This window comes from Desulfurococcaceae archaeon MEX13E-LK6-19 (assembly GCA_029637525.1).
Lineage (GTDB): Archaea > Thermoproteota > Thermoprotei_A > Sulfolobales > Desulfurococcaceae > MEX13ELK6-19.
This window is the reverse complement of sequence record CP072660.1, coordinates 360,529-383,203: the sequence shown is the minus strand read 5'-3', so window position 1 is coordinate 383,203 and position 22,675 is coordinate 360,529. Positions and strand designations below refer to the sequence as shown.

Annotated in this window: 22 protein-coding genes and 3 tRNA genes; 10 read left to right on the top strand and 15 right to left on the bottom strand. The window is 38.2% G+C overall.

Annotated elements, in window-relative coordinates; translation table 11 throughout:
- Window positions 1-30: 30 nt before the first annotated feature.
- A complete protein-coding gene (locus J4526_02140) occupies window positions 31-207 on the bottom strand; it encodes a ribbon-helix-helix protein, CopG family (protein WFO76287.1) in 177 nt (58 codons plus the stop codon).
- A 294-nt stretch (window positions 208-501) separates the two neighbouring features.
- Here J4526_02140 and J4526_02135 point away from each other — a divergent pair.
- Window positions 502-576, top strand: a tRNA-Arg gene (locus tag J4526_02135).
- On the opposite strand, the gene J4526_02130 is transcribed toward J4526_02135, so the two are convergent.
- The 3 genes from J4526_02130 to J4526_02120 are packed head-to-tail and all read right to left on the bottom strand — an operon-like array spanning window position 577 to window position 2,719.
- Entirely contained in the window at window positions 577-1,296 is a 720-nt protein-coding gene (locus J4526_02130; GenBank protein WFO75695.1) for a DUF5591 domain-containing protein, read from the bottom strand.
- Window positions 1,263-1,988 carry a hypothetical protein gene (locus tag J4526_02125; protein WFO75694.1) on the bottom strand — a complete coding sequence of 242 codons (726 nt, stop codon included), beginning with the start codon at window positions 1,986-1,988 and terminating at the stop codon, window positions 1,263-1,265. Before J4526_02125 ends, J4526_02130 begins: the two co-directional genes overlap by 34 nt.
- Window positions 1,989-2,008: 20 nt before the next feature.
- On the bottom strand, window positions 2,009-2,719 hold the full coding sequence (locus tag J4526_02120) for a queuosine precursor transporter (GenBank protein WFO75693.1): 711 nt from the start codon (window positions 2,717-2,719) through the stop codon (window positions 2,009-2,011).
- Window positions 2,720-2,871: 152 nt separating this feature from the next.
- On the opposite strand from J4526_02120, the gene J4526_02115 reads away from it, so the two are divergent.
- Complete coding sequence (locus J4526_02115) at window positions 2,872-3,888, top strand: helix-turn-helix domain-containing protein (protein ID WFO75692.1); 1,017 nt, start codon at window positions 2,872-2,874, stop codon at window positions 3,886-3,888.
- Between the two features lie 97 nt (window positions 3,889-3,985).
- Window positions 3,986-4,984, top strand: a complete 999-nt coding sequence (locus J4526_02110; protein WFO75691.1) for a polysaccharide biosynthesis protein — start codon at window positions 3,986-3,988, stop codon at window positions 4,982-4,984.
- Between the two features lie 34 nt (window positions 4,985-5,018).
- On the opposite strand, the gene J4526_02105 is transcribed toward J4526_02110, so the two are convergent.
- Entirely contained in the window at window positions 5,019-8,195 is a 3,177-nt protein-coding gene (locus J4526_02105) for an isoleucine--tRNA ligase (GenBank protein WFO75690.1), read from the bottom strand.
- Window positions 8,196-8,485: 290 nt separating this feature from the next.
- Between J4526_02105 and J4526_02100 the strand changes: the two genes are divergently transcribed.
- Window positions 8,486-8,647 carry a type II toxin-antitoxin system ParD family antitoxin gene (locus J4526_02100; GenBank protein WFO76286.1) on the top strand — a complete coding sequence of 54 codons (162 nt, stop codon included), beginning with the start codon at window positions 8,486-8,488 and terminating at the stop codon, window positions 8,645-8,647.
- A gap of 100 nt (window positions 8,648-8,747) precedes the next feature.
- Here J4526_02100 and J4526_02095 read toward each other — a convergent pair whose 3' ends face one another.
- A complete protein-coding gene (locus J4526_02095) occupies window positions 8,748-9,182 on the bottom strand; it encodes a DNA-binding protein (protein WFO76285.1) in 435 nt (144 codons plus the stop codon).
- Window positions 9,183-9,353: 171 nt separating this feature from the next.
- On the opposite strand from J4526_02095, the gene J4526_02090 reads away from it, so the two are divergent.
- A complete protein-coding gene (locus tag J4526_02090; GenBank protein WFO75689.1) occupies window positions 9,354-10,136 on the top strand; it encodes a tRNA (adenine-N1)-methyltransferase in 783 nt (260 codons plus the stop codon).
- A 19-nt stretch (window positions 10,137-10,155) separates the two neighbouring features.
- Here the strand turns inward: J4526_02090 and J4526_02085 are convergent, their stop codons facing one another.
- From J4526_02085 to J4526_02065, 5 genes are all read right to left on the bottom strand, one after another.
- On the bottom strand, window positions 10,156-10,644 hold the full coding sequence (locus J4526_02085) for a methyltransferase domain-containing protein (protein WFO75688.1): 489 nt from the start codon (window positions 10,642-10,644) through the stop codon (window positions 10,156-10,158).
- Window positions 10,645-10,651: 7 nt separating this feature from the next.
- Window positions 10,652-10,981, bottom strand: a complete 330-nt coding sequence (locus tag J4526_02080) for a hypothetical protein (GenBank protein ID WFO75687.1) — start codon at window positions 10,979-10,981, stop codon at window positions 10,652-10,654.
- Between the two features lie 666 nt (window positions 10,982-11,647).
- Window positions 11,648-11,935 carry a 30S ribosomal protein S26e gene (locus J4526_02075; protein ID WFO75686.1) on the bottom strand — a complete coding sequence of 96 codons (288 nt, stop codon included), beginning with the start codon at window positions 11,933-11,935 and terminating at the stop codon, window positions 11,648-11,650.
- Window positions 11,936-11,991: 56 nt separating this feature from the next.
- Window positions 11,992-14,559, bottom strand: coding sequence for a DNA-directed DNA polymerase I (locus tag J4526_02070; GenBank protein ID WFO75685.1), 2,568 nt, complete (start codon window positions 14,557-14,559; stop codon window positions 11,992-11,994).
- 103 nt (window positions 14,560-14,662) lie between these two features.
- Window positions 14,663-15,034, bottom strand: coding sequence for a NagC family transcriptional regulator (locus J4526_02065; protein WFO75684.1), 372 nt, complete (start codon window positions 15,032-15,034; stop codon window positions 14,663-14,665).
- Between the two features lie 152 nt (window positions 15,035-15,186).
- On the opposite strand from J4526_02065, the gene J4526_02060 reads away from it, so the two are divergent.
- The gene (locus tag J4526_02060) at window positions 15,187-16,476 is read left to right on the top strand and encodes an MBL fold metallo-hydrolase (GenBank protein ID WFO75683.1); all 1,290 of its coding nucleotides are present in this window, start codon (window positions 15,187-15,189) and stop codon (window positions 16,474-16,476) included.
- 4 nt (window positions 16,477-16,480) lie between these two features.
- On the opposite strand, the gene J4526_02055 is transcribed toward J4526_02060, so the two are convergent.
- Window positions 16,481-16,696 (bottom strand): 5'-nucleotidase, encoded by a 216-nt coding sequence (locus tag J4526_02055; GenBank protein ID WFO75682.1) that lies wholly within the window; start codon window positions 16,694-16,696, stop codon window positions 16,481-16,483.
- Between the two features lie 522 nt (window positions 16,697-17,218).
- The gene (locus tag J4526_02050) at window positions 17,219-17,590 is read right to left on the bottom strand and encodes a hypothetical protein (GenBank protein ID WFO75681.1); all 372 of its coding nucleotides are present in this window, start codon (window positions 17,588-17,590) and stop codon (window positions 17,219-17,221) included.
- A 555-nt stretch (window positions 17,591-18,145) separates the two neighbouring features.
- On the opposite strand from J4526_02050, the gene J4526_02045 reads away from it, so the two are divergent.
- Window positions 18,146-18,223 (top strand) — tRNA-Val (locus J4526_02045).
- A gap of 144 nt (window positions 18,224-18,367) precedes the next feature.
- Here J4526_02045 and J4526_02040 read toward each other — a convergent pair.
- Complete coding sequence (locus tag J4526_02040; protein ID WFO75680.1) at window positions 18,368-18,877, bottom strand: hypothetical protein; 510 nt, start codon at window positions 18,875-18,877, stop codon at window positions 18,368-18,370.
- Between the two features lie 156 nt (window positions 18,878-19,033).
- Between J4526_02040 and J4526_02035 the strand changes: the two genes are divergently transcribed.
- The 3 genes from J4526_02035 (at window position 19,034) to J4526_02025 (ending at window position 22,025) form a co-directional block, all read left to right on the top strand.
- Window positions 19,034-20,290, top strand: a complete 1,257-nt coding sequence (locus J4526_02035; GenBank protein WFO75679.1) for an adenosylhomocysteinase — start codon at window positions 19,034-19,036, stop codon at window positions 20,288-20,290.
- A gap of 67 nt (window positions 20,291-20,357) precedes the next feature.
- Window positions 20,358-20,431, top strand: a tRNA-Ile gene (locus J4526_02030).
- A gap of 106 nt (window positions 20,432-20,537) precedes the next feature.
- Window positions 20,538-22,025 (top strand): DUF2029 domain-containing protein, encoded by a 1,488-nt coding sequence (locus J4526_02025; GenBank protein WFO75678.1) that lies wholly within the window; start codon window positions 20,538-20,540, stop codon window positions 22,023-22,025.
- On the opposite strand, the gene J4526_02020 is transcribed toward J4526_02025, so the two are convergent.
- A complete protein-coding gene (locus J4526_02020) occupies window positions 21,984-22,640 on the bottom strand; it encodes a haloacid dehalogenase (protein ID WFO75677.1) in 657 nt (218 codons plus the stop codon). The two genes, J4526_02025 and J4526_02020, sit on opposite strands and share 42 nt — an antisense overlap.
- Window positions 22,641-22,675 lie beyond the last annotated feature (35 nt).

Here is a 22,675-nt window from a genome sequence, read left to right as displayed (position 1 = left end):
GAAAGACAAGTTAGCTTAAAATAAGTATTGTTATATCTCTTTAAGTTTTTTCGTCAAAGACGATATATTAATATTATTACCATTAATTTTGATAAAAGACTCGATAGCCACTCTTATGAGCTCGCTTCGTGATAAGTTCATCCGGCGTGCAAGCTTATCCACTTGCTCAAGAAAATCCTCATCAGCTTTAAAACTAATGACACGCAAGACCATTTCTCTTCAACCTCAAGAGAAAAACTCGGTATTACGTATAATATCATACTCACTACACTAAAACTAGGGAGAGACTACGCCGAAACTATTCAATACACTTTCTTCAAAAACCAAAACTATTTCAACTAACAAACCTAAGAATAACACGATGTTGAAGGAAGTCACGGGACTGACTCTCTAAAGAATGATGACCGGGCTAAATGCTGAAACCCAGTAAGCATTAAATTAGTCTAATTAAACCTAAATAAAGCCTAGTTAAATAACCGGATAACAGTATGCATAAAAAGAGGGCCCGTAGCCTAGCCTGGATAAGGCGCCGGCCTTCGGAGCCGGAGATCCCGGGTTCAAATCCCGGCGGGCCCGCTATGTTTTCTTCTTTGACTTTGATAGGTCGACTAGTTTTGCTAGGTTTTCTCTTAGTTTTGATAATGATGTATGTGTTATTAGTACTAAGTCGGGGTCGTCGTATAGTCCTCCTAGGCGGACTTCTTCTAGTTCTTCTGCAGGTATAGTTGATGGAGCAAGGTTAGGGATCTTTATTCCTAGCTCGTTTGAAACAATTTCTACGGCTTTCCAGCTATCGCTATCCCATCTGAGGTATGCTGCGAATTGTGTATAGTATTCTCTAAAAGTTTCTATGTACGTCTTTAGTCTTGAGGCGAGTACTTTTGTATACATTTTCTTAATCTCGTTTGTCTCATACTTGGGGTTCCAATCATAGGCGCAGTAAGGCCAATATTCATCTAGTTCACGAGGAACAACACCAGCATTAGTGACAATGATCTCGTGTACGTATTCTTTGAGTATGAAATCCTTAATGGCTTTCCTTATGAAGTAATGTATATAGCTCTGGCTATAGGGTTTACCATAGCTACATGGAATAATTAATCCTACAATATACTTTTTCTTGGGCCTATAGTTGGTGAGGATCTTCTTGAAACCTTCTTCGAAATACTTATTAACTAAATACTTTAGTCCAACACCTCTCAAGTACTCTCTACAGGTATCAGGTTTTACCCAATCAAGTTCTTTACCATCCCATATTACTTCTAGTTTTTCTTCTTTTCCTTTTTTATTTCCCATTGTTCTCCACCCCAGTCAACTAGATCAACATTGTTTTCGAGGAATTGAGCTAAACGTGGAGATACAGGTGTTTCATTAGGGTGACTTGGGAGATATTTCTTATACTTTATTGCTATGATGCCATCAAACATTTTCCTGAAAACATTAACGCTTTCAACAACCTTTTCTTCAGGGATGTATTCTATGCCGAAGAGAACATAGCACCAGAACTCTATAGGAAGACCAAGTTCTTTGACTTTGTTTCGTAGATTAACTATTCTCTCAAGCTCTGTATTGGGCATTCCTTTTTTCAAGAGTTTTTCTCTGATTTCTTCGTCATATACCTCGAAGCCTAATCTTACAATGAGTTTTTTGGGTTTATAGAAGCTCAATATATTCTTCAAAGAGTCTAGGGTGACAAACTCGCTTCTGGTTTCTATCTCGAAAACTCTGTTCATGGCTAGATCTCTCAGTTTTTCAATGGTATCAAAGGGTAACTCGTGAAAGCTTCCGCCATTAAAAACAGCTACTCTCTCATAATGGTCTTTCCTAATGAGCTCCAGCGCTTTATTTATGATACGTCTATTCGTCTCAATAACTTCTCTTATGTTAGTAGATTGTTCCAACGAGAATGGACAGAAGCTGCATTTACCCCATGAACAAGGAAATCCCTTTAATATGACTATGAGCCGTTTCCCAAGCTTATCTGACACCGTAAACACGCCTAGCAACGCTACTCCCTCCTCAACGCTATTGGTGTTTTTAATATAATCTTGGGAAACACGATCTTACCTTTCAGAATGTATACGCCGAGGTATACGAAGGGTGTATCGAAGAGAGCTATAGATACCTTGACTAAATACTGTCCCAAGATAATGAAGGGTATTGTAGACCAGGGCACTGCTATGCCTCCGGTGATTGTTGGGAGTACATTGAAAGCGAGTGTAATGAATATCAGTGTGTCGATAAACTGGCTTACAATTGTGCTTGCATTATTTCTTAGCCAAAGATATCTTCCATGCGTCTTCTCCTTCCACCAGTGGAAAGCCCATACATCATGGTTTTGGCTAACCAAATATGCAATCAAACTGGCTACGACAATATTTGGTGCTACACCAAATATTCTGTTAAATATAGTGTTGTATTCTTCTTGGAACGGCGCTATAGGGAGAAGTACTGCAATGAGTGAGTATGCTATTATGAAAAATTGAGTTATAAATCCTATGAATACTGTCGTAGATGCTGCCTTCTTGCCATAAACCTCACTTATTACATCAGTTACTGTAAATGTTACAGCATAAGCTAATACACCGGCAGGAACAAATAGATCTATATTATTAATGCTCCCTAAGAGAGCTATTTTTGCTGCCAAATAATTCGATGAAGTCAGGCTTGCAATAAATATGCCTAGCAGGACGGCATATTTCTTATCAAAGTACTCCATAGTCATCGCCTTAGCTATTCTATATTAAAGAGGGTCTTAAACATGGCTTATTCCAATATGTTGGAATATTGTATGGTAGATTCTTAATGGTTACTAAGAAGCTGCAAATAATTTTTATTGGTATATTTCAACATATTGGTACAGGTGATTACATGTATATAACGCTTGACAAGGAAAGGAGTGTAGATAAAAACTTTGTTAGAGCATTTTGTTCTCTAGTCTGTGGTGATAGAAGTGACTTAAGTTTCAAAGTATATACATTACTCGTAGATGAAGGTACACCATTAACTCTTTCTGAAATAAAGGAAAAGCTTGGACTGCCTAGGACCACTCTTTGGCGTATTCTAAGAGATCTCGAGATTGTTGGAATGGTTAAAAGAGTAAAACTTGAGAATAAAGACTATTGGGTTCCTTCGGGACTATATTATGGTTTACTAAAAGTTAATCCTTATTTAAGCAAAGGTGTCTCTGAGGAAGAACTAATTAATATGTTGGCAAAGCTTCTAGCTGATTACGCTGGGAGACCATGGCTCTCTAGTTTGAGAACTTATTGGACAATTAATGCAGATGGTTTCCTAGATTATTATGAGGAAAGAGTTATCTTGAGGTTAACTAGCGATCCCGTCAGCATAACTTATACTACTTTCTTCTATGCCGAGGATGATTACAAGATTGATCTTCAAGTTAATGGACAAAAACTTGATCCCGAGATAAGTGTTCTCGAGATCTCGAAGAACCCTCCTTTGAATATGGCTGTGGTGAAAATCCCTATAGATATAGAGTTGAGTTTATCGGCAAAAACCCCAGTACCAGGGATCATTAGGGTTAGCGTGAGGGATAGAAAAAGAGCTATAGCAACAAGGATTAGTGAAAGACTAGTACTTTGCTTCAACTATACACCATTAGTAATGGGGGCATTCTATATTTCAGCAGAATACACTGCTAAGGGTAGGATAAAATTCATTTCAGCGAAGAGAATGGAATCAAACATTAATATACTAAGGAATGAAAAATACGTGGCTGACTCCATAGAAATAAGTAAAGAACGGTTCCATAAAATAACCCATGTAATAGAGGCTTATGTTCCTAAGTATCTTCAGGCCAACTGGCTTATATTAAAAACAAAGACAATATGCCCTGAAATGCCAAGAGACTTGTTACAATACTAAAGAAGTAGGCTTAATTTACTTATGATACTATGTAACTTAATTAAGTTAGGGAAACAATACATGATATGACTAATTGAATCCATGTATGGGACGAAACTTGGACAGAAAAGAAGTATATATTGTCGCCAGCGGTGGTGGACATACTGGCTATGCGAAAGCTATTGCAGAAAGAATTATTGAACTATGGGGAGAAGAAGTACAAATAGTGTTTATCATACCTCGCAATGATAAGTGGAGTTATTGGAGACTTAAGAAAATAAAGTCTAGCAATACAAGAGTAGTCCAAGTTCTAAAACCTAGAGGGCCTCATGATCCTCTATATAAGAGTCTAGGAAGAATAGTATATGCTTTTATAGATGCATATGTAAAAAAGACTTACAAAAATGTTGTTGTAACAACAGGATCGAATCATAGTCTTGTTGTTGCACTAGCGGCATGTTTAAAGAAGACAAGGGTACTAAATATGGAGGTTGTCGACAGAATTATTACAGCATCAACCACACCTAGAATCTTATACAAGATAGGATTTCCAACAATATTGCATTGGCAGGAACAAAAGAGGTCTTATCCAAAAGGAGTAGTTGTGGGGCCCATATACGAAAAACCAGTCTACAAACCGTTTCGAGGAGGATATATTCTCGTAACAACAGGAACTATGGGACATGAACTTCTCTTTAAGAAACTCCTAGAGACAGACCTTGAGAACGTAGTAATACAGACAGGACGAGTAAACCCTAGTTACTTCACTAGGATTAAGAAGAAGTGGCGTGTATTCCGCTTTGATCCAGATATAGATCGTTGGATTGCGGGAGCAGATGTTGTAGTAACTCATCAGGGACTTACAGCAGTTAATGCTGCTTTAGCCTACGGTAAGCCGGTCATTATTGCATATAATCCCGGGCTACCAAGGACGTCAACGATACTTGATTCAATATTTCTGGCAAAGAAAATCAATGGAGTAACTATAGACCCTAGGAAGATTTCATCTAAGGAACTTGAAGAACTTATTCTTAAAGCCAGGAAATTACGTCCCCCTAAATACGTTGATGGTGCTTATGTGTTTGTGAAAAGAATACTAAGTGAGTTTATAGAATAAATATAATTATAATATAGAATAAAACAGTATAATGTTATCTTAGTGGTTTAACTACTATCACATATTCTTCTCCAAGAATATCCCACGTCTTCTTAAGTCCTTCGATCTTTTCTACTTCCTCTCTAGGGACAATCAATATCTTTTCTGCACGTACCTCAGTAGCTATATATTGCTTCTTCTCCTCTAGCATTTCCTTATGCTCATCAGGACATGCAATAAAGGCTTCTATCTTCGCGTCAAGTGGCAAATTCAATTCTTTTCTCATTGCCTGAATTCTTCTGATAACATCTCTTGCAAGACCTTCCGCTATCTCTTCTCTTGTAAGCTTGGTATCTATTGCCACACTACCCCATCGAGTTTCTTGCACACTATAACCTGGCACGAAGACAGGTATTATCTTGACATGTTTCTGCTCAAGCCTAATCTTTTCGCCATCTATGACAGTTTCGTGGTATCCTTTTGATATGATATCTTTAGCTATATCATTGCTCTTTTCTTCAAGGTATTTTATGATCTTTTTAGTGAGACTTCTAAATTCAGGACCTAATACGGAGTATACTGGCTCAATTCTGTATGTTAGTAATTTCTCTAGTAACGAAGGCTCCTTTACTTCTATCTCCTTGGCGTTGACGACTTTAGCTATTAATTCTCTATGTTTGTTAACTGTTTCTATTACATCTTTGTCGCTTGTAAACACGATTACTTTCTTAACTGGATGTCTGAGCTTCACTTGTACTTTCATTCTCGCAGCTGCTGCGGCTTCGAATATTTCTCTAATTATATCCATTTGTTTCTCTAGTTTCTCATCAATCAGTTCTTCAACTGGTTCAGGCCATTTCATTAAGTGTATTGATGGAGGAGCATCTTCTTCAGCTTTCCTAATGAATTCCTGATATATCTTCTCCGTAAAGAATGGTGCAAATGGTGCAACTAGTATTAGCCAGTTCTTTAAGACAGTATAGAGTGTTGCATACGCAGCAAGCTTGTCTCTGGTGTTTTCTTCAACCCAGACACGTGGTCTTATGAGTCTTATATACCAGTGACTTACGTCTTCTATAATGAAGTTCCTTGTAAGTCTTACAGCATCGTGTATACGGTATTCATCCATTGCTTTTGTTACTTTCTTTATAAGAGTATTTAATTTTGATAGAATCCATTTATCCTCAACCCTAAGATCGTTAATATACTTGTTTAGCGGCTCTTTAATTGGATCGTAGTTGTCTAAATTCATATATGTTGATGCAAACACGTATACGTTCCATGTAACAGACAGGTCCTTACGTGTCTCTTCAAGACCTTTCCACGAGAATCTCATGTCTTCCCATACGGTGTTCTGTAGAACCCAATACCTAAAGACATCACGTCCTACACGCTCAATAACCTCATTTAACCCTACATAGTTACCTAGACTCTTATGCATTTCACGTCCATGCTCGTCCAGAGCAAACCCGTGAACCAATACAAGCTTATAGGGTACTCTATCGAATCCGATTACGCCTGCACGAAGAAGGCTGAAGAACCATCCTCTAGTCTGGTCATGACCTTCTGTTATGAAATCTGATACAACTTCTTCTACGGGTAGAGTATCTGGATGTCCTCGACTAGCATAGAATGCTATTCCACTGTCAAACCATACATCAGCTACATCAGGAACTCTTTTCATCTCTTTTCCACAGTACGGGCATTTAAATGATATCTCGTCAATCCATGGTCTATGCAACTCTTTAGGTCTCTTGCCTGCGTATTGCTCTAATTCTTTGATGCTGCCAATAACAACCATGTGTCCGTTGGAGCATGTCCATATTGGTAATGGTGTACCCCAATATCTTTGCCTACTAAGTACCCAGTCTTGGAGATTATCAAGCATTGACATAAGTCTATCTAGAGCCCATTTCGGCATCCATTTAGCGTTCTTGGCTTCTTCAATGAGTTTTTCTTTGAGTTTCGTTACTTTTATTATCCATTGAGTTGTTGCACGTAGTGTAACGGGTGTTTTACATCTCCAACATACCGGGTATCTGTGTGAAACAGTAGTATGATAGAATAAGGCGTTTTCCCGCTTAAGGTCTTCAATAATAACTTTATTGGCGTCCCTTACATAGAGACCAGTATATTTCCCTGCTTCTTCGGTAAACTTTCCTTCATCATCTATTGGAGCGGCTATGTCCTCTACCCCTATTCTTTGTGCTACAATAAAGTCCTCAAAACCATGTCCAGGAGCGGAGTGAACGAGTCCTGTTCCTTCATGAAGCGTGACGAACTCTGGCGCGCTTACTACTTTATGGTATTTAGAAAGTCTTCTCTGTAGCGGAATATACTTCTCTAATGGATGAGTATACTCGAGGCCTTCGATTTCTTTTCCTTTGAACTCTGCTATAACTTCATACTCTTTTATCCCAGCTTCAGACATAACTTTTTCAAGGCGTTCCTTGGCCAGTATTAGTATCTTGTCATCAACTCTTACTTTAACATAAATAGCGTCAGGATGTATCATCACGAAAGTGTTGGCGGGAAGGGTCCATGGTGTCGTCGTCCATATGAGAAGGTAAGTGTTTTCTTCATTTTTCACAGGAAACATTACGTAAATAGATGGATCCACTAAAGTCTTATACTCGATCTCATACTCAGCTAAAGTAGTTGAACAACGAGGACACCAATATACGATCTTTTTCTCTCTACATAGAAGACCTTTTTCATAAGCTTTCTTTATAAGCCACCAACCAGCTTCTATGTACTCATCCTTCATTGTAAGATATGGGTTGTCCCAATCCATGAAAACTCCTAGTTCCTTAAACCATTTAGTTAATGAGGCTATGTTCTCGTTAACAAGACTTTTACACATGCTTATAAACTTGCCAACCCCTATCTTCTCCTCTATTTCTCTCTTGATGCGTATTCCTATTTTCTTCTCAACGGCAACTTCTATAGGAAGACCGTGACAATCATAACCTGGTTGGTCGAGAACATTATATCCTCTCATACGTTTATACCGTAAAACAGCATCTTTCAATGATTTGTTCCAAGCAGTGCCTACGTGTGGTATATCGCTAGAAGGATAAGGTGGTCCATCTAGAAACAAGAACTTTGTTTTATTGGCCATACTGTTTTTCTTCACTAGATCATATATTCGATAATCATCCCAGAACTTCTTTATTTCATCTTCAACTTTATGTGGCTCGTAATGTCCACTGATAACGCCAACTTTACCCAAGGCTAAACCCCCATTACTAGTACAGCATTATACTGACTACTTATATCAAGTAACGGTTTTACACGATATAAATTCCTTACCGCTAATAGATTTAATTGATTAGGTAATTTGAATATACCTGGTATTATACTCTGTTATAAGCTATTGACTAGTATTATAGGCGTAGATGTTTCTTCCTTTGACGAAAACTTTATAAATAGCTGATTGAATGTGAGGCGTACTAGGGTTTTTAAGCTTTTATGAAGCCTACTCTGTTACTGGGTGAAAACGTGGCTGGATACATAAGTAGAATGAGACTAATAACAGTCAAAATGCCCGAGATATATGTCGAAGGCCTTGATGAACTAGTCAAAATAGGAAGGTATAGTAGCAGAAGCGAAGTCATCAGGGTTGCTATTAGAGACCTACTTAAGAAAGAACTATGGATGGTTGAAGTAGCAAACGAAGCCTAGTTTTACCGGACAGAAAAGATTTCGCATACAAGAATAAACATAGTTACGTCTTAATAGAAAACTATTCTCTTTAATATAATATCTATGTGTTTACAGAAGTTCATAATCTACGAAGTTTCCTTATCAAAAGCCTGTATAGAGGTTCATCAGGACTTAGTTCTCTAAAACTCATAGGTGGATTAAAATCAGGTATTATTCTTCGAAGCTCATCTAGTGCTATGGGTCTTTTGTAAAGTTTTGGTTCTAATACCTCTATAGCCATGGCTGGTTTATTCCCCATAATGTAGTTTTTGTCTTCAGGATATATGCCTGTATCCGTAGATGAACGAACATATTCCCATACTTTATTTGGAGGGCCATAAATTATTTTGCCGACGGTAAACTCTCCTATTAGTGATCGTACATTACCAGATGCATACACAACCATTAATGAGCCTGGCTCTGGTTTTATGCCGAACCATCTCCTGAGTTCATATTTCTTTATTCCAGCAAAGATTCTATACGCATACTTTGGTTTGATGCTCATTAGGTACATTTTCTTTCTTGTCTCTTCGTTTGCTTGCATTACTATCACCTTGTTCAGCAGACTTCATATAAATAAACTTTAAATAGATTATTAAATCTTCAAATTAGATTGATGAAGAGGGTTGGTATTACTGAGCACGACTATGATGAATGACACCAGGACTGATTTTAGGTGAATATTTTGTCGAAAGATAATATAATAACAGAGGGATCAATAGTTTACATAATAATTGATTCGAAAAGAAGATTTCTTGTGGAAGTAAAGAAGGGGGGTATCTTAGGTACAGATAAGGGCTTCATTAAGCATGATGAAATTATAGGTAAGGAGTTTGGGAGCACCATAAAGACTAGTCTCGGCTATCAAGCATATCTTATGAGGCCTCTTCCTCAAGATTATCTGAATGGGTTTAAACGTGTAACCCAAGTTATTTATCCTAAAGATGCCTCACTAATGGTTTACTTATCAGGTATAGGTCCTGGTTCACATGTTGTCGAAGCAGGTGTTGGTACGGGGTTTCTCACATCGTATCTAGCTAGGATAGTTGGTGAGAACGGAAGAGTATATGGTTATGAGATAAGGAAAGACTTCCTAGAGGTAGCTAGAGAAAATCTATCTAAAGCAAAACTTATTGACCGTGTTATACTCAAAAACAAGGACATTCGTGAGGGAATAGATGAAAAAAATGTTGATGCAGTATTTCTCGACATACCAGACCCGTGGAATGCTTTAGAGTATGTACATAATGCTCTGAAACCATCATGTCCAGTATTGATATATGTACCAACGATAAACCAGGTAGATAAAGTTCTTGATGCAATTAAGAAACATGATGGATTTATTGACGTGAATGTTTATGAGTCATTGTTAAGGACATATATGACAACACCGGGCGCCTTAAGACCTCATACGTTAATGATTGGGCATACAGGATACATAGTATTTGCTAGAAAAAGACTTCTTTAAATAATGAGAGAATTGATCTCTATTTATGTTCACCTATTACATAAAGATAAATAGTATGTGTTATGTAATTATTGTCTTTTACATCCACTACCTCTTTGGGTTTCCATCCAGGGATTCTGAATTCATGTGAAACTACTCTGGTTCCTGTTCGTAGTTCTTTCTCTAGTTTGGGTCTGAGTCTTTCGTTAACACTTGTGAGCAAGAATAGTGTTACAATAGTTGCCTCACTTACATCAACTTCAAACATGTCTCCATGAATAATTACTACGCGATCCTCTACACCAGCTTTTTTAGCGTTTTCAATAGCTTCTTTTACTTTATCTTCCCTGATTTCGACACCAACAGCTTTCTTTACATTAAATTCCTTAACTGCCATGATGAGAATTCTTCCGTCACCGCAACCTAGATCATATACTATATCATTAGGCCCTGCCTTAGCTAACTTTAACATAGAACGGACAACAGGCTCGGGTGTAGGGACAAAAGGAACTGTTATTGAACAATTCATGCTGTTATTATTGCCCTCCTCCTTCTTCGAACTCTTTAATCTTACTTAATACTTCTTCTTTAGCTTTTTCGTAATCGGGTTGTAGAGCTTTATTTAGAGGCATTTTTGATAGTAATAATTTTATTGTACCATCTTCTAGCTCGATTAAGAGTTGTGGAAGCCAGGTCATTCCGAGATCATCGGTATCGCCGTACTCTGTTAATAATACGTAGTCTTCGTACCTAATTTCCTTCTCTAGATTCAGTGTTTGTGCAACATCTTCAACTAATTTAACCCAGAGTTCATGTAGTGGGTGATGTGTTGCAGTGACTAGAATTAATTTTTTAGGTTTGGCCATATTGTTCATCCTCGCTATTTTTCTACGCTATAAAGGAGGAGACTAGGGGGATATAAGTTATTTGTATTGGCATAGTCTCTCAAGATAATAGATGATGTAAATGCAATGACTTGTAATATAGCTCACGTTACCTAAATTAATAGCTTTTTCAATAACCAATCCAAACATCTTAAGTGTTTCATAACTGAAATCACTATGCAAGCCCAGGACAAAGCATTTGTGTTGCCTTGATTCACATAATATTCTAGAAGATAAACTGGCTTGTTCACTTAAGATAACAATTTTGTTTGAGGGAAGAATCATGTTAATAATATTTCTTAACCCATCAGTATTTGTAAGTAACTTTATATACGAGTATGGTTTATAATAAATAAGTTCCCAATAATCAGTATTCTTTGAAATAATAAATAAAGCATTATATAGTTTATATAATGTGTTTAATACCCTTATGATGCGTTCCACTATATCATATCTATGAAAACCGGGTTTGTCCTCAATAAACATAAAGTAATGCATCATAACACCAGGAATTATATAATTAAGTTAAGATTGTGTTTAATATGTTGTAGAGACTGTTTTCAGATTAAATTGCTTGTGATACTAAAGTTGAATATATAAATGAAATACTTAAATTATTTTATTGTCTCAAGCAGCACTGTTCTATCATTATATGTATGTTCTCTTGGGCTTTCTTTCTTCTTCTGGACGTACTTTCACTATACCAAGATGGACTGCACATGATACACAGTAGCATTTGGTTACTGGATACCTCATTATGATGGCTCCTTTCTTCTCAAGCTCTCTTGCTAGCTGGGGGTCTACTGGTGAATACATTCTTGTAACACATATTGCTTTGTCACGGGGTACGAGACGCCCACAATTATCGCATTGTACCATCTCGACTTTTCCTTTTGCACCTTTATGTCGTCCACGACTTTCCCTCTTCTTGGGCATAAATGGCACCCCAAGCCTTTTTCTTCTTTTGATAACAGTAGTAGAGTCTTAAAAAGCTAGTGTGCAGTGAAAAATGCTTCAAGCTTGTTTAAACCTATTATATCATCCCATTCTACGCCAAATGCGTGAAGCAATTGTTCAAGAGCCGATTTTATTTGATCAATGTATTTATCTGGGTCTATTTCATAGAGTTTAGCTAATTGGATAGCCTTGACACCATCTCTTGACTTAACTTTTATGAACACTATTATGTCTCCTGGGGCAACGTTTACTCCATAGTTTCTTAGTTGTAAAGCGGCCTTTACATGCTGTGGTCTATTCTTTGTGTACTCGTCTAGCGATTTAGACAATGTTACTTTAAATGCTAATTTATCGAGTGTTAGCTCTTTATTCTTAAGTTGTAGGTAGAGTGTTTTTACTTTGTTTTGTAGCCACTCTTTTATCTTAACGAAGTCGTGAGGATCTTTAGCTGATTTGAACATTTCTATAAGTTCATTGAATAAGTCTTTCAGGAACGTAGGTGTGTTCCTCTTCTTCGCTATAAGGCCTTTGATTTCTATGCCTCCATCAGGGTATAGTCCGATATAGTTCTTCTTGAGTCCTGTGAACAAGACGTATGTAAATACTTTGTCGAGCTCTATTTCGAGTCCCAGTGTTTCTTCAACCCATTTCTGGATGACATCTACTTGCTCATCAGATGGTGCCCATAGGAATATCGAGTCAGTGTCTCCATAGAGAACTTTTATTCCTATGTCAGCTGATTTCTGGAGTATACTATAGAGGGCTCTTCTGCCGAGAGCTGTCACGCTCTCAGCTACAGCTGGTGCGTAGAGAGGAAATGATGCAGCTCCAAATACTCCATAACTAGCGTTTATGAATACTTTCATAGCTTTCTGTACAACATCGTACCAGCTTCTCTCAGTAGGACTTAAGCTTTTGTCTTTCGACTTCTTCTTGTATATGCCTACACGGAAGTCTCTCAATAACCCTATTATCTGTGATATTAAACCGGGTTTATCGAAGCAAATACTATGAACTTTTGCCCCTGTTTCATCGGTTGCGTAGACAACGTTTTTACATTCTTCGACATTTACTGTCTCGTAGCTAAGATTGTATTTCTTGATTATACTTGGGTATAGTGATGCTATGTCCATTACAACTACGTTGAAGAATATGCCTACAGGGGGTTCAAGGACAAGTGCTCCAGCATATTTTCTTCCCTGTATTGTTGCCTCAGTTTTACTCATTCCACCTTTTACTTTCTTAATATCCTCTGGCTCTGGGATCAAGTATCCTCTTCTACGATGTTCCCAGTAGAAGAGATTCTGTATCCATTTTGATATTGTTTTTCTACAAATATCCTCTATACTTGTCTTAGCTATACGTGCTAGGAGTACCATAAGCTTCCATACCAGCTCGTCGTTGAATAACGTGAGCTGGAGTGTGAGTTCGGAGTCCCTGTAGTTGTAAGCTATAAGCTTACCGTACTCTAGCTCACCTATGTTTCCTTCAACAGGAAGTTTTGACACACCAAGCAATACTGAGGCTATGGCTTCTAGTGTGAACTCTTGGTATTTGCCTCCGAAAGCATAGGTTTGTATAGCCCTATTATTGAAGAACTTATACAAGTCGATGTGTATGCTTGTTGTTATCCTCACCATGTCTTCAGAGATCTTTAATGGTATATACTCTCTTGGAATACCTATCTTTAATGCTCTATGGTATATGTAGTTCAGGTCGAAGTTATCACCGTTAAAAGTTAGTACTATAGGATACCTTGTTATTATGCGGAAGAACTCTAGGATCAAGCTATACTCGTCTTCGAATACTTCCACGACCGCATCTATGGGGTATTCTGGTGGTATCTCGCCCCAGTTGTGTTCACGAGCAAGTACAAGTACTTTCTTCAACCCATCATTGGCAACTAGAGCTATGCTCGTTATCGGGTATTCTGCCCGCTCGGCATGAGGAATCCTTCCCTTGAATGGTGTGTAAACCTCTATGTCTATAGCTACTCGTCTAGCATTGGGTGGTTTCTCCTCAAATATGGGGAGCCATTGTAGCGCTAGTTCTTGCGTCTCCTTGGGTTCATTACTGAAGAGTTTTCTTGCTAATTCTCTAGTCTCTTTAGATATTGGTGGCGTCACAAGCTTGAATGTTAAATCGTTTTCTAGAACATACTTCATCCCGGGTATTAATTGTCGATCAAAGACATAGTTGTCGTGATACTTTATTTTTGCCTCCCAAGCCTTTGCGACCTTGTTACGTAGTTTAGCTACAGCTAATGGGTCTTTAGTAACGATTTTTGTCATGGTTCTATATTTCCCGAAAAGAGGATCGAATTTCCTCACGACTTCTATTCCATCAAATCCTGGGTGGTTTGTTATCTGTTTTATTTCACGGATTTTATCGGGAGGGATGTCTGTAAGGAAATATGGTTTGTGACCAGTTGGATCAACGAGTAATATGAGGGAATTTCCATCATTTGATACAAACTCGAGTACGGCTTTACCTAATGTACCATCATAATATACTCCAAGTAAATATGCGGGCTCTCTTAGTCTATTGGTGAACTGTTCTGTAGGATAGAGACTGTATACGTTACCTATTTTATCTATCTTCAATACCTGTGTCACCATCAATAAACGTATGAGGAGAGACCGGGAGTGTGTTCCCAGAAAACTATGGTATCTTCATGAGCAGTTGAAAAATCTTTTATCTCTTCATCTAATTTTTCTTCTCCTCTTTAAGAAGCAGTATTGCTTCGGCTAGATCACCTTTTGCCTTGATTAATGCTTCTCTTGCTTCATCAGGTGATACTCCTGCTTGTTCTGCAACAAATAATACGTCTTCTTCGCTTATCTCGATCTCTTCTTTTTCTTCTCCGAGGGCACGTTTTTCTTCTTCAACTTCTTCTGCTACGATCTGGTAGATTTTTTGTTTACCAGCATCAAAGAGCATTACTTGGGGCTCAATAATCGTTATCTCTTTATCTCTTGTTACAATAATTACTTTTTCAACATTGTCTATTTCAACAACGTTTATACCCATGCGTTTAAGCATTTTCTTTAAATCACGTGGCGAAAGACCTGGGATCACTGTAGTACACTCTCCCTTGTGATAAGCTTTGTTATCTCCTGTATATTTATGTTGAGACTAGTTTTATGTTTTAAACAAGTTAATAAGGGTGTGATCTTATTTATGAGATGAGAGCTTAATGTGGAGTCGTTATTCGGGAGGAGTAGTAGGGTATGGCTAGTGTTGAAATAAAAGTGCTTGGTAGCGGGGGCGAGGTCGGTAGGGCAGCGATTTATGTGAGAGATACTGTAAAGAAGAAAGGAATTCTTCTTGACTATGGTGTTAATTTTGACGAGGAGGGTCGCCCACAGTTTCCCGAGCATATAAGACCTGTTGATGTAGCGGCTGTTGTTGTTTCTCATGCCCACCTTGACCATATTGGTGCTGTCCCCATGCTCTACATATCGGCACGCCCATTATCCATAATGACTAAGCCTACACAGGTCATTGGCGAGATCCTCATAAAGGACTTCATGAAGCTTTCAGGATACTATATTGATTATGAGGAAGGAGAAGTCCAGGCAATGATGGATAACTCCTTGTTACTCGACTATGGTGAGGATGTTGATGTTAATGACTATAATATTCTTGTGACGAGTGCAGGTCACATACTGGGTAGTATGATAACGTACTTGACTACTCCAAGTGGTCACAAGATCATGTATACTGGGGATATAAACACTATACAGACATGGACTCTCTCCAAAGCAGAACTTTGGCCTTACAAAGTTGATACGTTGATTATCGAGTCTACTTATGGTGGAGTAAAACATCCTCCAAGGTATCTCGTGGAGAAGAAGCTTGTTGAAGCAGTAGAAGAAGTTATTAATGATGGTGGTACTGTTTTAATACCCGCTTTTAGTGTTGGTAGAAGCCAAGAAGTCATTTCTCTTCTTGCAGCCGAGCTACCGCATGTCCCTGTATATCTTGATGGCATGTCAAGAGAAATAACAGAGATTTATTTGAGGAACAAGAAGTTTTTACGTGATCCCGATATGTTTCGTAGAGCTGTAGAGAATACAAGGTTTATACGTGGATGGGAGGATAGAAGGAAAGCGTGGAAGAGGCCATGCGTAATAGTTTCATCGGCAGGAATGCTGAAAGGAGGACCTGCTCTCTACTACTTGAAGAAACTAGGGTCTAATGAAAAGAATGCTGTATTTCTCGTAAGCTACCAGTCTCTTGATAGTCCCGGGCACATGATTCTTGAGAAAGGAGAAATAGAAGAACTTGGTATAAAGATCAAGGCTAGACTGCAATGGTTCGATCTCTCCAGTCATGCTGGTAGAGATGGGTTGCTGAATATTGTAGTACACTACCGCCATACATTAAAGAATATTGTTATAATTCATGGAGAAGATAGTTCTAGAAACTATCTTGCTAACAAGATTAGAGAAGAACTTGGAGATGATATTAACATCTACACTCCTAGCAATGGTGAGACAATAACAGTGGAGGCCTAGAAAGTTAGAAATAAACTATCTTTTCCTCACCGACTTTCTCCTTGATCTTTTGAAGGAATTCATCAAGCTGGTCTAGTGGGATCTTTATTGTGTATAGGTATCTTTTAGTTCTGGCTTTTACTTTTGCTATACCCTCTTTCTCAAGCTTTTTAACTCTAATTTCTTCAGCTCTTTCTACAATCTCCATAAACTTATCTCTATCAGTAATCTCCTTGGGCATACAAGATCACCAGATACAATGTATCTATTGCTAGCCCTAATAACACTAGACGAGGCTTATAAATATTCTTATGACATGTAAATAGCGATTATGTGATTGCAAGGTCTTTAAAAACTTCTGTAGGCCACTGGATTATAAACGAATGGAAAGGATTATTGCCTAAGCCTAGTTTAGGTTGATACCCTTACATTGTAGAGCATAAAGCTGATATAGACTCGTCAAGATGCGAATCTCTGTATACCTAAATAGAATCCGTTACAACGTTCTTGAGGAATTACGAGATAGCTGGGGCTCCTACTACTGAAAGTCTCCTTTGGGCACTAAGTAGGGTAATACCGAGACGTCGCCTAATGCTTTATGTATTATCTAATGTATTATTAGAGCTGGCAATATGAATATGTATATGCCAGGTCCTTAGGCATCGTCTATATATGATATAGAGAAAATATAATGTTGTATAGTTCTCTTTTACTGACTATTGTTTGTATATTTTTGATATTATTTGATTACTAATGTTGTATATTATGATATTTTGATTTTCTGCTTATATTTTATTTCTTCCTTTAAAAGCTCGTACCAGTAGATGATAAAGTATGTTGATAAAAGCATTATTGAGGTGGTGAGAGTAGGTTCCTTGTTTGCAAAGAAAACAATTACTGCTAAGAATGCTACCATTGCTATTGCAAGTGCCTTTATGCCTATGGAAACAATTGTTCCATAATATCTACGAAGCGGTACATCTATCAGTATGGATATTACAGTATAACACAAAAGTAATGAGACTCCAACTACCAGGCTGATCAATAACACATTTCGAGGTGTATTAATATAAGCCATGAAGAATAATAGTAGGATTAGAGAACCAAACGCCTTTAACACCATATGTTTCAACATGTTCACCAATGGTTTTCTAAGTCTTGCTTCATTATTTGTCTTAACTACTATTTAAAATATACAGTAACTTACACAGTAACCGTTATCAAATGCTATTACAAAGAGAATAATGGAAACCTACCATCATAATAATATCTTATACTAAACTACTATTCTTAATGTACCTAGTTGGATCGCTATTAACATGTTTACTTGAGGACATTATAGTGTCGATCACTCCATTAAACTATTGATGTATAAGACAACTTTCTTCTCTTGAGCATATTGCTTGATTTGGAAGTGTATTTCTACCTCTATAGTTTCAAGGGATCAACTGGTATATCATAAACTAGTGGTGCAGAGTGAGCCAGGATTTCCGCTGGGTACTCTTCATGTATGTTACGAAGGTAAAGAATGTGAGCTACAGAGAGCTAGGGCTTAGTGGACCATATGGGAATATGATTAAGAATCGTAGACGACGCATTACTGATGAGCTGCTCGATAAGCTGCTCCATATGATCACCGCAAAAGAACTAATAACCCTAGCGGTAACAATAAAGGGAAACGAGAACCAGGGGGCCCGTCGTCTAGCCTGGTTAGGACGCCGCCCTCACACGGCGGAGGTCCGGGGTTCAAATCCCCGCGGGCCCACCATGATTCTTCTCTTGGCATATGGATTGATTGTTTTACTATATGAGTTCTCGAGATACTTATATTAGTTTCTTATTATGTTAGTACTTCTCGATGATGAAAACCTCCGACACAGAAATTACGGATGTTGATGCCCTGCGATGCTGATTACTTCTTAGAGCACTCGATGAGGAGTTTCCTTGTTTTAACAACTCGATAAGCTAGTTTAGGAGGAATCCCCATGGCTTCGGCGAGATCTTTTGGTGTGAATTCTGCCGAGACATTATTAACCATTTTGGCTAGTTCTTCAACCAATTGTGCTGGGACAGTATATGATGAAATTCTTGTCCTCTTGACTGAGACGACTAGGTAAGTTGCACCAAATTTCAAGATATAGTAATTTCTTGTTTTACAGATATCCATGAATAGTTCGTCGAGGACTTTCTTGTACTCGGGGTCCATGACTACCTTGTCGTTTTTCCTTGTTGCTATACCAAATTTCTGAAGCCACCATAGTCCTCGTTTCAACACGATTGAGCGAAGACTAAGTATCTCCTTTATTTCTTCAAGTTTTGCTGAGCCACCTAGACTATATATTGTATATATGAGCGGTATGAGCCATGGCTTCCTTGAAGCAATCACCGCTATTACTTCTTTACGTGTAGGCTTCCTCTCCATTACTAAATGCACCAGGGATAACGTCTGTTCTCTTGCTTCTTAAACAGATAGGGAGGTAATATTGTTTTGGAGCGTAGATACATAATTGTAATCAACTAGATATTTCAGTAAGTTTTAACTATACTGTATCCTTATTGTTTCCTCTAGGTGAACACTATGGGATACAAAGTTAAGGACATGAGTTTAGCAAAACAGGGCGCCCTAAAGATCGAGTGGGCAGAAAAGCATATGCCCGTCCTCATGCTCTACAGGAGGAAGTATAGTAGTAGCAAACCCTTTGAGGGACTGAGGATAGGAGCAGTTCTCCACGTAACTAAGGAAACAGCTGTTCTCGTGAAAGCTCTCCGTGATGCTGGTGCAGAGGTTTATCTAGCTGGAAGCAATCCCTTGTCTACCCAAGATGATGTTGCTGCAGCTCTAGTAGAGTATGGTATAAACGTTTATGCGTGGCGTGGACAAAGTAGTGAAGACTACTACTGGTGTATTAAACAAGTCGTTGAAGCTAAGCCTGACATTGTTTTAGACGATGGAGCAGATCTTCATGCAATACTCCATAAAGACTATGTTGATATAGCTTCACGTATAATCGGCGGCACCGAGGAGACAACAACCGGTGTTATTAGGCTTAAAGCTCTTGAGAGAGATGGTCTTCTAAAGTATCCCGTCATTGCTGTTAATAACGCGTATACAAAGTACCTGTTTGACAACAGGTATGGTACTGGGCAGAGCACGTTTGATGGTATTTTGAGGGCTACAAACATCCTTGTAGCTGGCAAGGTCGTGGTTGTTGCTGGGTATGGATGGGTAGGAAAAGGTATTGCGATGCGTGCTAAAGGTCTTGGCGCCAGGAGGGTTATAGTGACGGAAGTTGATCCGATAAGGGCTCTTGAAGCAGTGTTCGATGGCTTCGAGGTTATGCCGATGAAGGAGGCGGCCAAAGTTGGCGACATATTTATTACTGCAACAGGCAACAAAGCGGTCATCCGGAAGGAACACATAGAAGTAATGAAGGATGGAGCCATCCTAGCCAATGCAGGACACTTCAATGTCGAGATATGGATCCCTGATCTCGAGGCGTTATCGGTATCCAAGAGGAGGATAAGAGAAAATGTTGACGAGTACACTCTACGTGATGGAAGGAAGATATACCTTCTAGCAGAAGGAAGACTAGTTAATCTTGTTGCGGCTGAGGGTCATCCCAGTGAAGTAATGGATATGAGTTTCGCTAACCAGTTCATGGCGGTTAAGTACCTGTATGATAATAGAGGGAAGCTTCCACCCAAAGTAATGAACCCACCACTAGAAATAGACCAGACTATAGCAAGGCATAAACTCGAGACAATGGGTATTAAAATAGATGAACTTACCGAAGAACAGAAACAATATCTACGCTCATGGCAGCTGGGTACATGAGGTAATAGAGTATAATAGCCCTTAAAATTAAATACCCCTACCAAAAACTTACATGAATAGGGCCTGGGGGCCCGTAGCTCAGCCAGGTAGAGCGCCGGGCTCATAACCCGGTGGTCGGGGGTTCAAATCCCCCCGGGCCCACTCCTTCTTTATCTTTAGTGTATGCTCTTGAATAGCTCTACATAGTTACACTATAATCTTTATTATTCTCGTAGCATGTGTATACTTCCACGGTGTAGAATATCTTATGACCATGTTAACGAAGTCCATAGTATCGGTAAAGAACATGTGGTTTAGGCTTGATGATAGAACTAAATTCATAATTACGCTCACTGGTTCACTTATAATACTATTAATCATAGCCTCAACATCCTGGCTAATATATGATGTTGGTTACTTCATTAAGTGGGATGAAGTATTTAGAAAGAAGGGTCTTCTATATATTTATGCGTATAGTAGTCCATGCCCTGAATATAAAGTTGCTTACCCTCCCATGGCTGTGTTGTTGTTTATTTTCTTTTATGAACTAGGGCTTATGTTTTCTGATGCCTCGCTTGTGCTTCTAAGACTTATAGTCAAGATTCCTCTTATAATATCGTTTATTATGATAGCTTACTATTTGTACAGGTACTATGGATGGAATACTAGTAAATGGTTTCTTGTAACAATAGCTGCTTATGGTACAGTGTTAAGTTATCAGTTTGACCTAGTAGTTGCCCTTGGGTTGATGGCTTCATTTATATTGCTTTACAAAAAGAAATCGTTATTCTTATCAGGTATGGTTTTCACGTTTGCTATACTCATTAAGCCTTTGCCCGCCGTTTTAGCACCATTATATATGTATGATTCGTATAAAATAAAGAAAATACGTGGAGTTGCTGAATTCTTACTAGGATGCATCGCCATAGGCATACCGATAGTTATGCCTTTCCTTTATTTTTCTCCAGAAAACTTCATAGCTCACGTTATTACGTTCCATAGCAATAGGATTCCACAGGAATTAAGTCTATATGCGTTACCTCTCTATTTAGCTCATTATGATTATCGTGTCTTACCGGATTTCCTCAAATGGATTTGGGTGCCGGTATTTGTTGTAGTATACTTGTATGTAATTAATACACTAATTAGAAACAAGGGGGTTGATGAAAAATGTGGTAGTCTAGCCTATGCAACGGTGCTATTGATTACACTTGCTCTTAATAAAGTAGGTAATAATCCCTATTTTGTATGGGTTCTGCCTTTCCTAGCTATTAATATAGGGAATATAGTAACTAAATTAAGAGCGAAAATAGTGTATTTAATGATCCCAATGGTGTCAATGGCTTTTTACGGATTTTTAACATTTGTTACAGCCGGAGTTGTGAGGGGATATATTTTCCTAGCAGAAGATCTCGCTTGGTATGATGCATATGAATTGCTTGTGAATTCATTTAAAGATGCACCATTTCTTGATATAAGGAGGCTTCTTGATTACCTATATGCCAATTACTACATAGTGTTCTATGTGCTGTATAAGTATATGTGGTTGTCAATGATAATACTATCATTACTTTATGTGTCAATGCTGCTTTACTTATCCTATGAGTTTATGAGAGAATATAAAGAGATGTGCTGTACAGGGAAATCACTATTTCGTGAACTAATTGATTTAGCTAGGTTATTGAAAAACAGTGTTTTAAAGGCAATTACTACATTACGTCTTGCTCTCAAGAACTTTTTCGAGAGATTTCCGTAGTCGTGATGCAGTAATAGTGTTTACGTAAAGAACTTTGGTGTCTTCTATAAGTCTTCTTGCAACATCAACTTTATGGCGTAAACCAGGTGTTAAAGCGTCTGGGTAATGGAGTTTCTTTAGTACTTGATACATGTTCTCGATTACATCGAGGTATTCTCTGGCTTCTTCGTATTTCTCGTCTTTAAGAAGATCTATGATGTATCTACGTATCTCACCTATGGTATCTCCTAATCCTTGTAGATAAGGTATGTATGGTATGCCTGCTAGTTCTTTATATGAAGGCATTCTTTTGGCGACAATTAGGTTGTATACAATGTATGCTTCAACAAACTCGCTCAAGCAATTATAGACTAATCCACTATAAAACAAGTCGGGATGATCTTTTAGCAGGTCTATTAATTCCCTGGCTTTATCTTGCGCTATGGACAATTTTTCTTTAGCTGATGAGAAGTCTTTAAGATGTATTAGTCTTGTAACCTCGGCGCTCGCTCTGATGATGTCACGACTCAACTTTATAGCATTCTCTCTAACATTATCCTTCACGTTAAGTATATTATCTATGACACTTATATCTTCGGACAAAATATTTTCGACAATTCTACTTAAACGCTCCATAACATCACCTAACACTCGAAACCAATAGCGCGTCA

What these genes read in the sequence shown, in the direction of transcription:
- J4526_02130 (WFO75695.1), bottom strand. Translation starts at nt 1,296, where the DNA reads ATGGGAAATAAAAAAGGAAAAGAAGAAAAACTAGAAGTAATATGGGAT.
- J4526_02120 (WFO75693.1), bottom strand. Translation starts at nt 2,719, where the DNA reads ATGGAGTACTTTGATAAGAAATATGCCGTCCTGCTAGGCATATTTATT.
- J4526_02115 (WFO75692.1), top strand. Translation starts at nt 2,872, where the DNA reads ATGTATATAACGCTTGACAAGGAAAGGAGTGTAGATAAAAACTTTGTT.
- J4526_02100 (WFO76286.1), top strand. Translation starts at nt 8,486, where the DNA reads ATGAGACTAATAACAGTCAAAATGCCCGAGATATATGTCGAAGGCCTT.
- J4526_02095 (WFO76285.1), bottom strand. Translation starts at nt 9,182, where the DNA reads ATGTACCTAATGAGCATCAAACCAAAGTATGCGTATAGAATCTTTGCT.
- J4526_02085 (WFO75688.1), bottom strand. Translation starts at nt 10,644, where the DNA reads ATGAATTGTTCAATAACAGTTCCTTTTGTCCCTACACCCGAGCCTGTT.
- J4526_02080 (WFO75687.1), bottom strand. Translation starts at nt 10,981, where the DNA reads ATGGCCAAACCTAAAAAATTAATTCTAGTCACTGCAACACATCACCCA.
- J4526_02075 (WFO75686.1), bottom strand. Translation starts at nt 11,935, where the DNA reads ATGCCCAAGAAGAGGGAAAGTCGTGGACGACATAAAGGTGCAAAAGGA.
- J4526_02060 (WFO75683.1), top strand. Translation starts at nt 15,187, where the DNA reads ATGGCTAGTGTTGAAATAAAAGTGCTTGGTAGCGGGGGCGAGGTCGGT.
- J4526_02055 (WFO75682.1), bottom strand. Translation starts at nt 16,696, where the DNA reads ATGCCCAAGGAGATTACTGATAGAGATAAGTTTATGGAGATTGTAGAA.
- J4526_02050 (WFO75681.1), bottom strand. Translation starts at nt 17,590, where the DNA reads ATGTTGAAACATATGGTGTTAAAGGCGTTTGGTTCTCTAATCCTACTA.
- J4526_02040 (WFO75680.1), bottom strand. Translation starts at nt 18,877, where the DNA reads ATGGAGAGGAAGCCTACACGTAAAGAAGTAATAGCGGTGATTGCTTCA.
- J4526_02035 (WFO75679.1), top strand. Translation starts at nt 19,034, where the DNA reads ATGGGATACAAAGTTAAGGACATGAGTTTAGCAAAACAGGGCGCCCTA.
- J4526_02025 (WFO75678.1), top strand. Translation starts at nt 20,538, where the DNA reads ATGACCATGTTAACGAAGTCCATAGTATCGGTAAAGAACATGTGGTTT.
- J4526_02020 (WFO75677.1), bottom strand. Translation starts at nt 22,640, where the DNA reads ATGGAGCGTTTAAGTAGAATTGTCGAAAATATTTTGTCCGAAGATATA.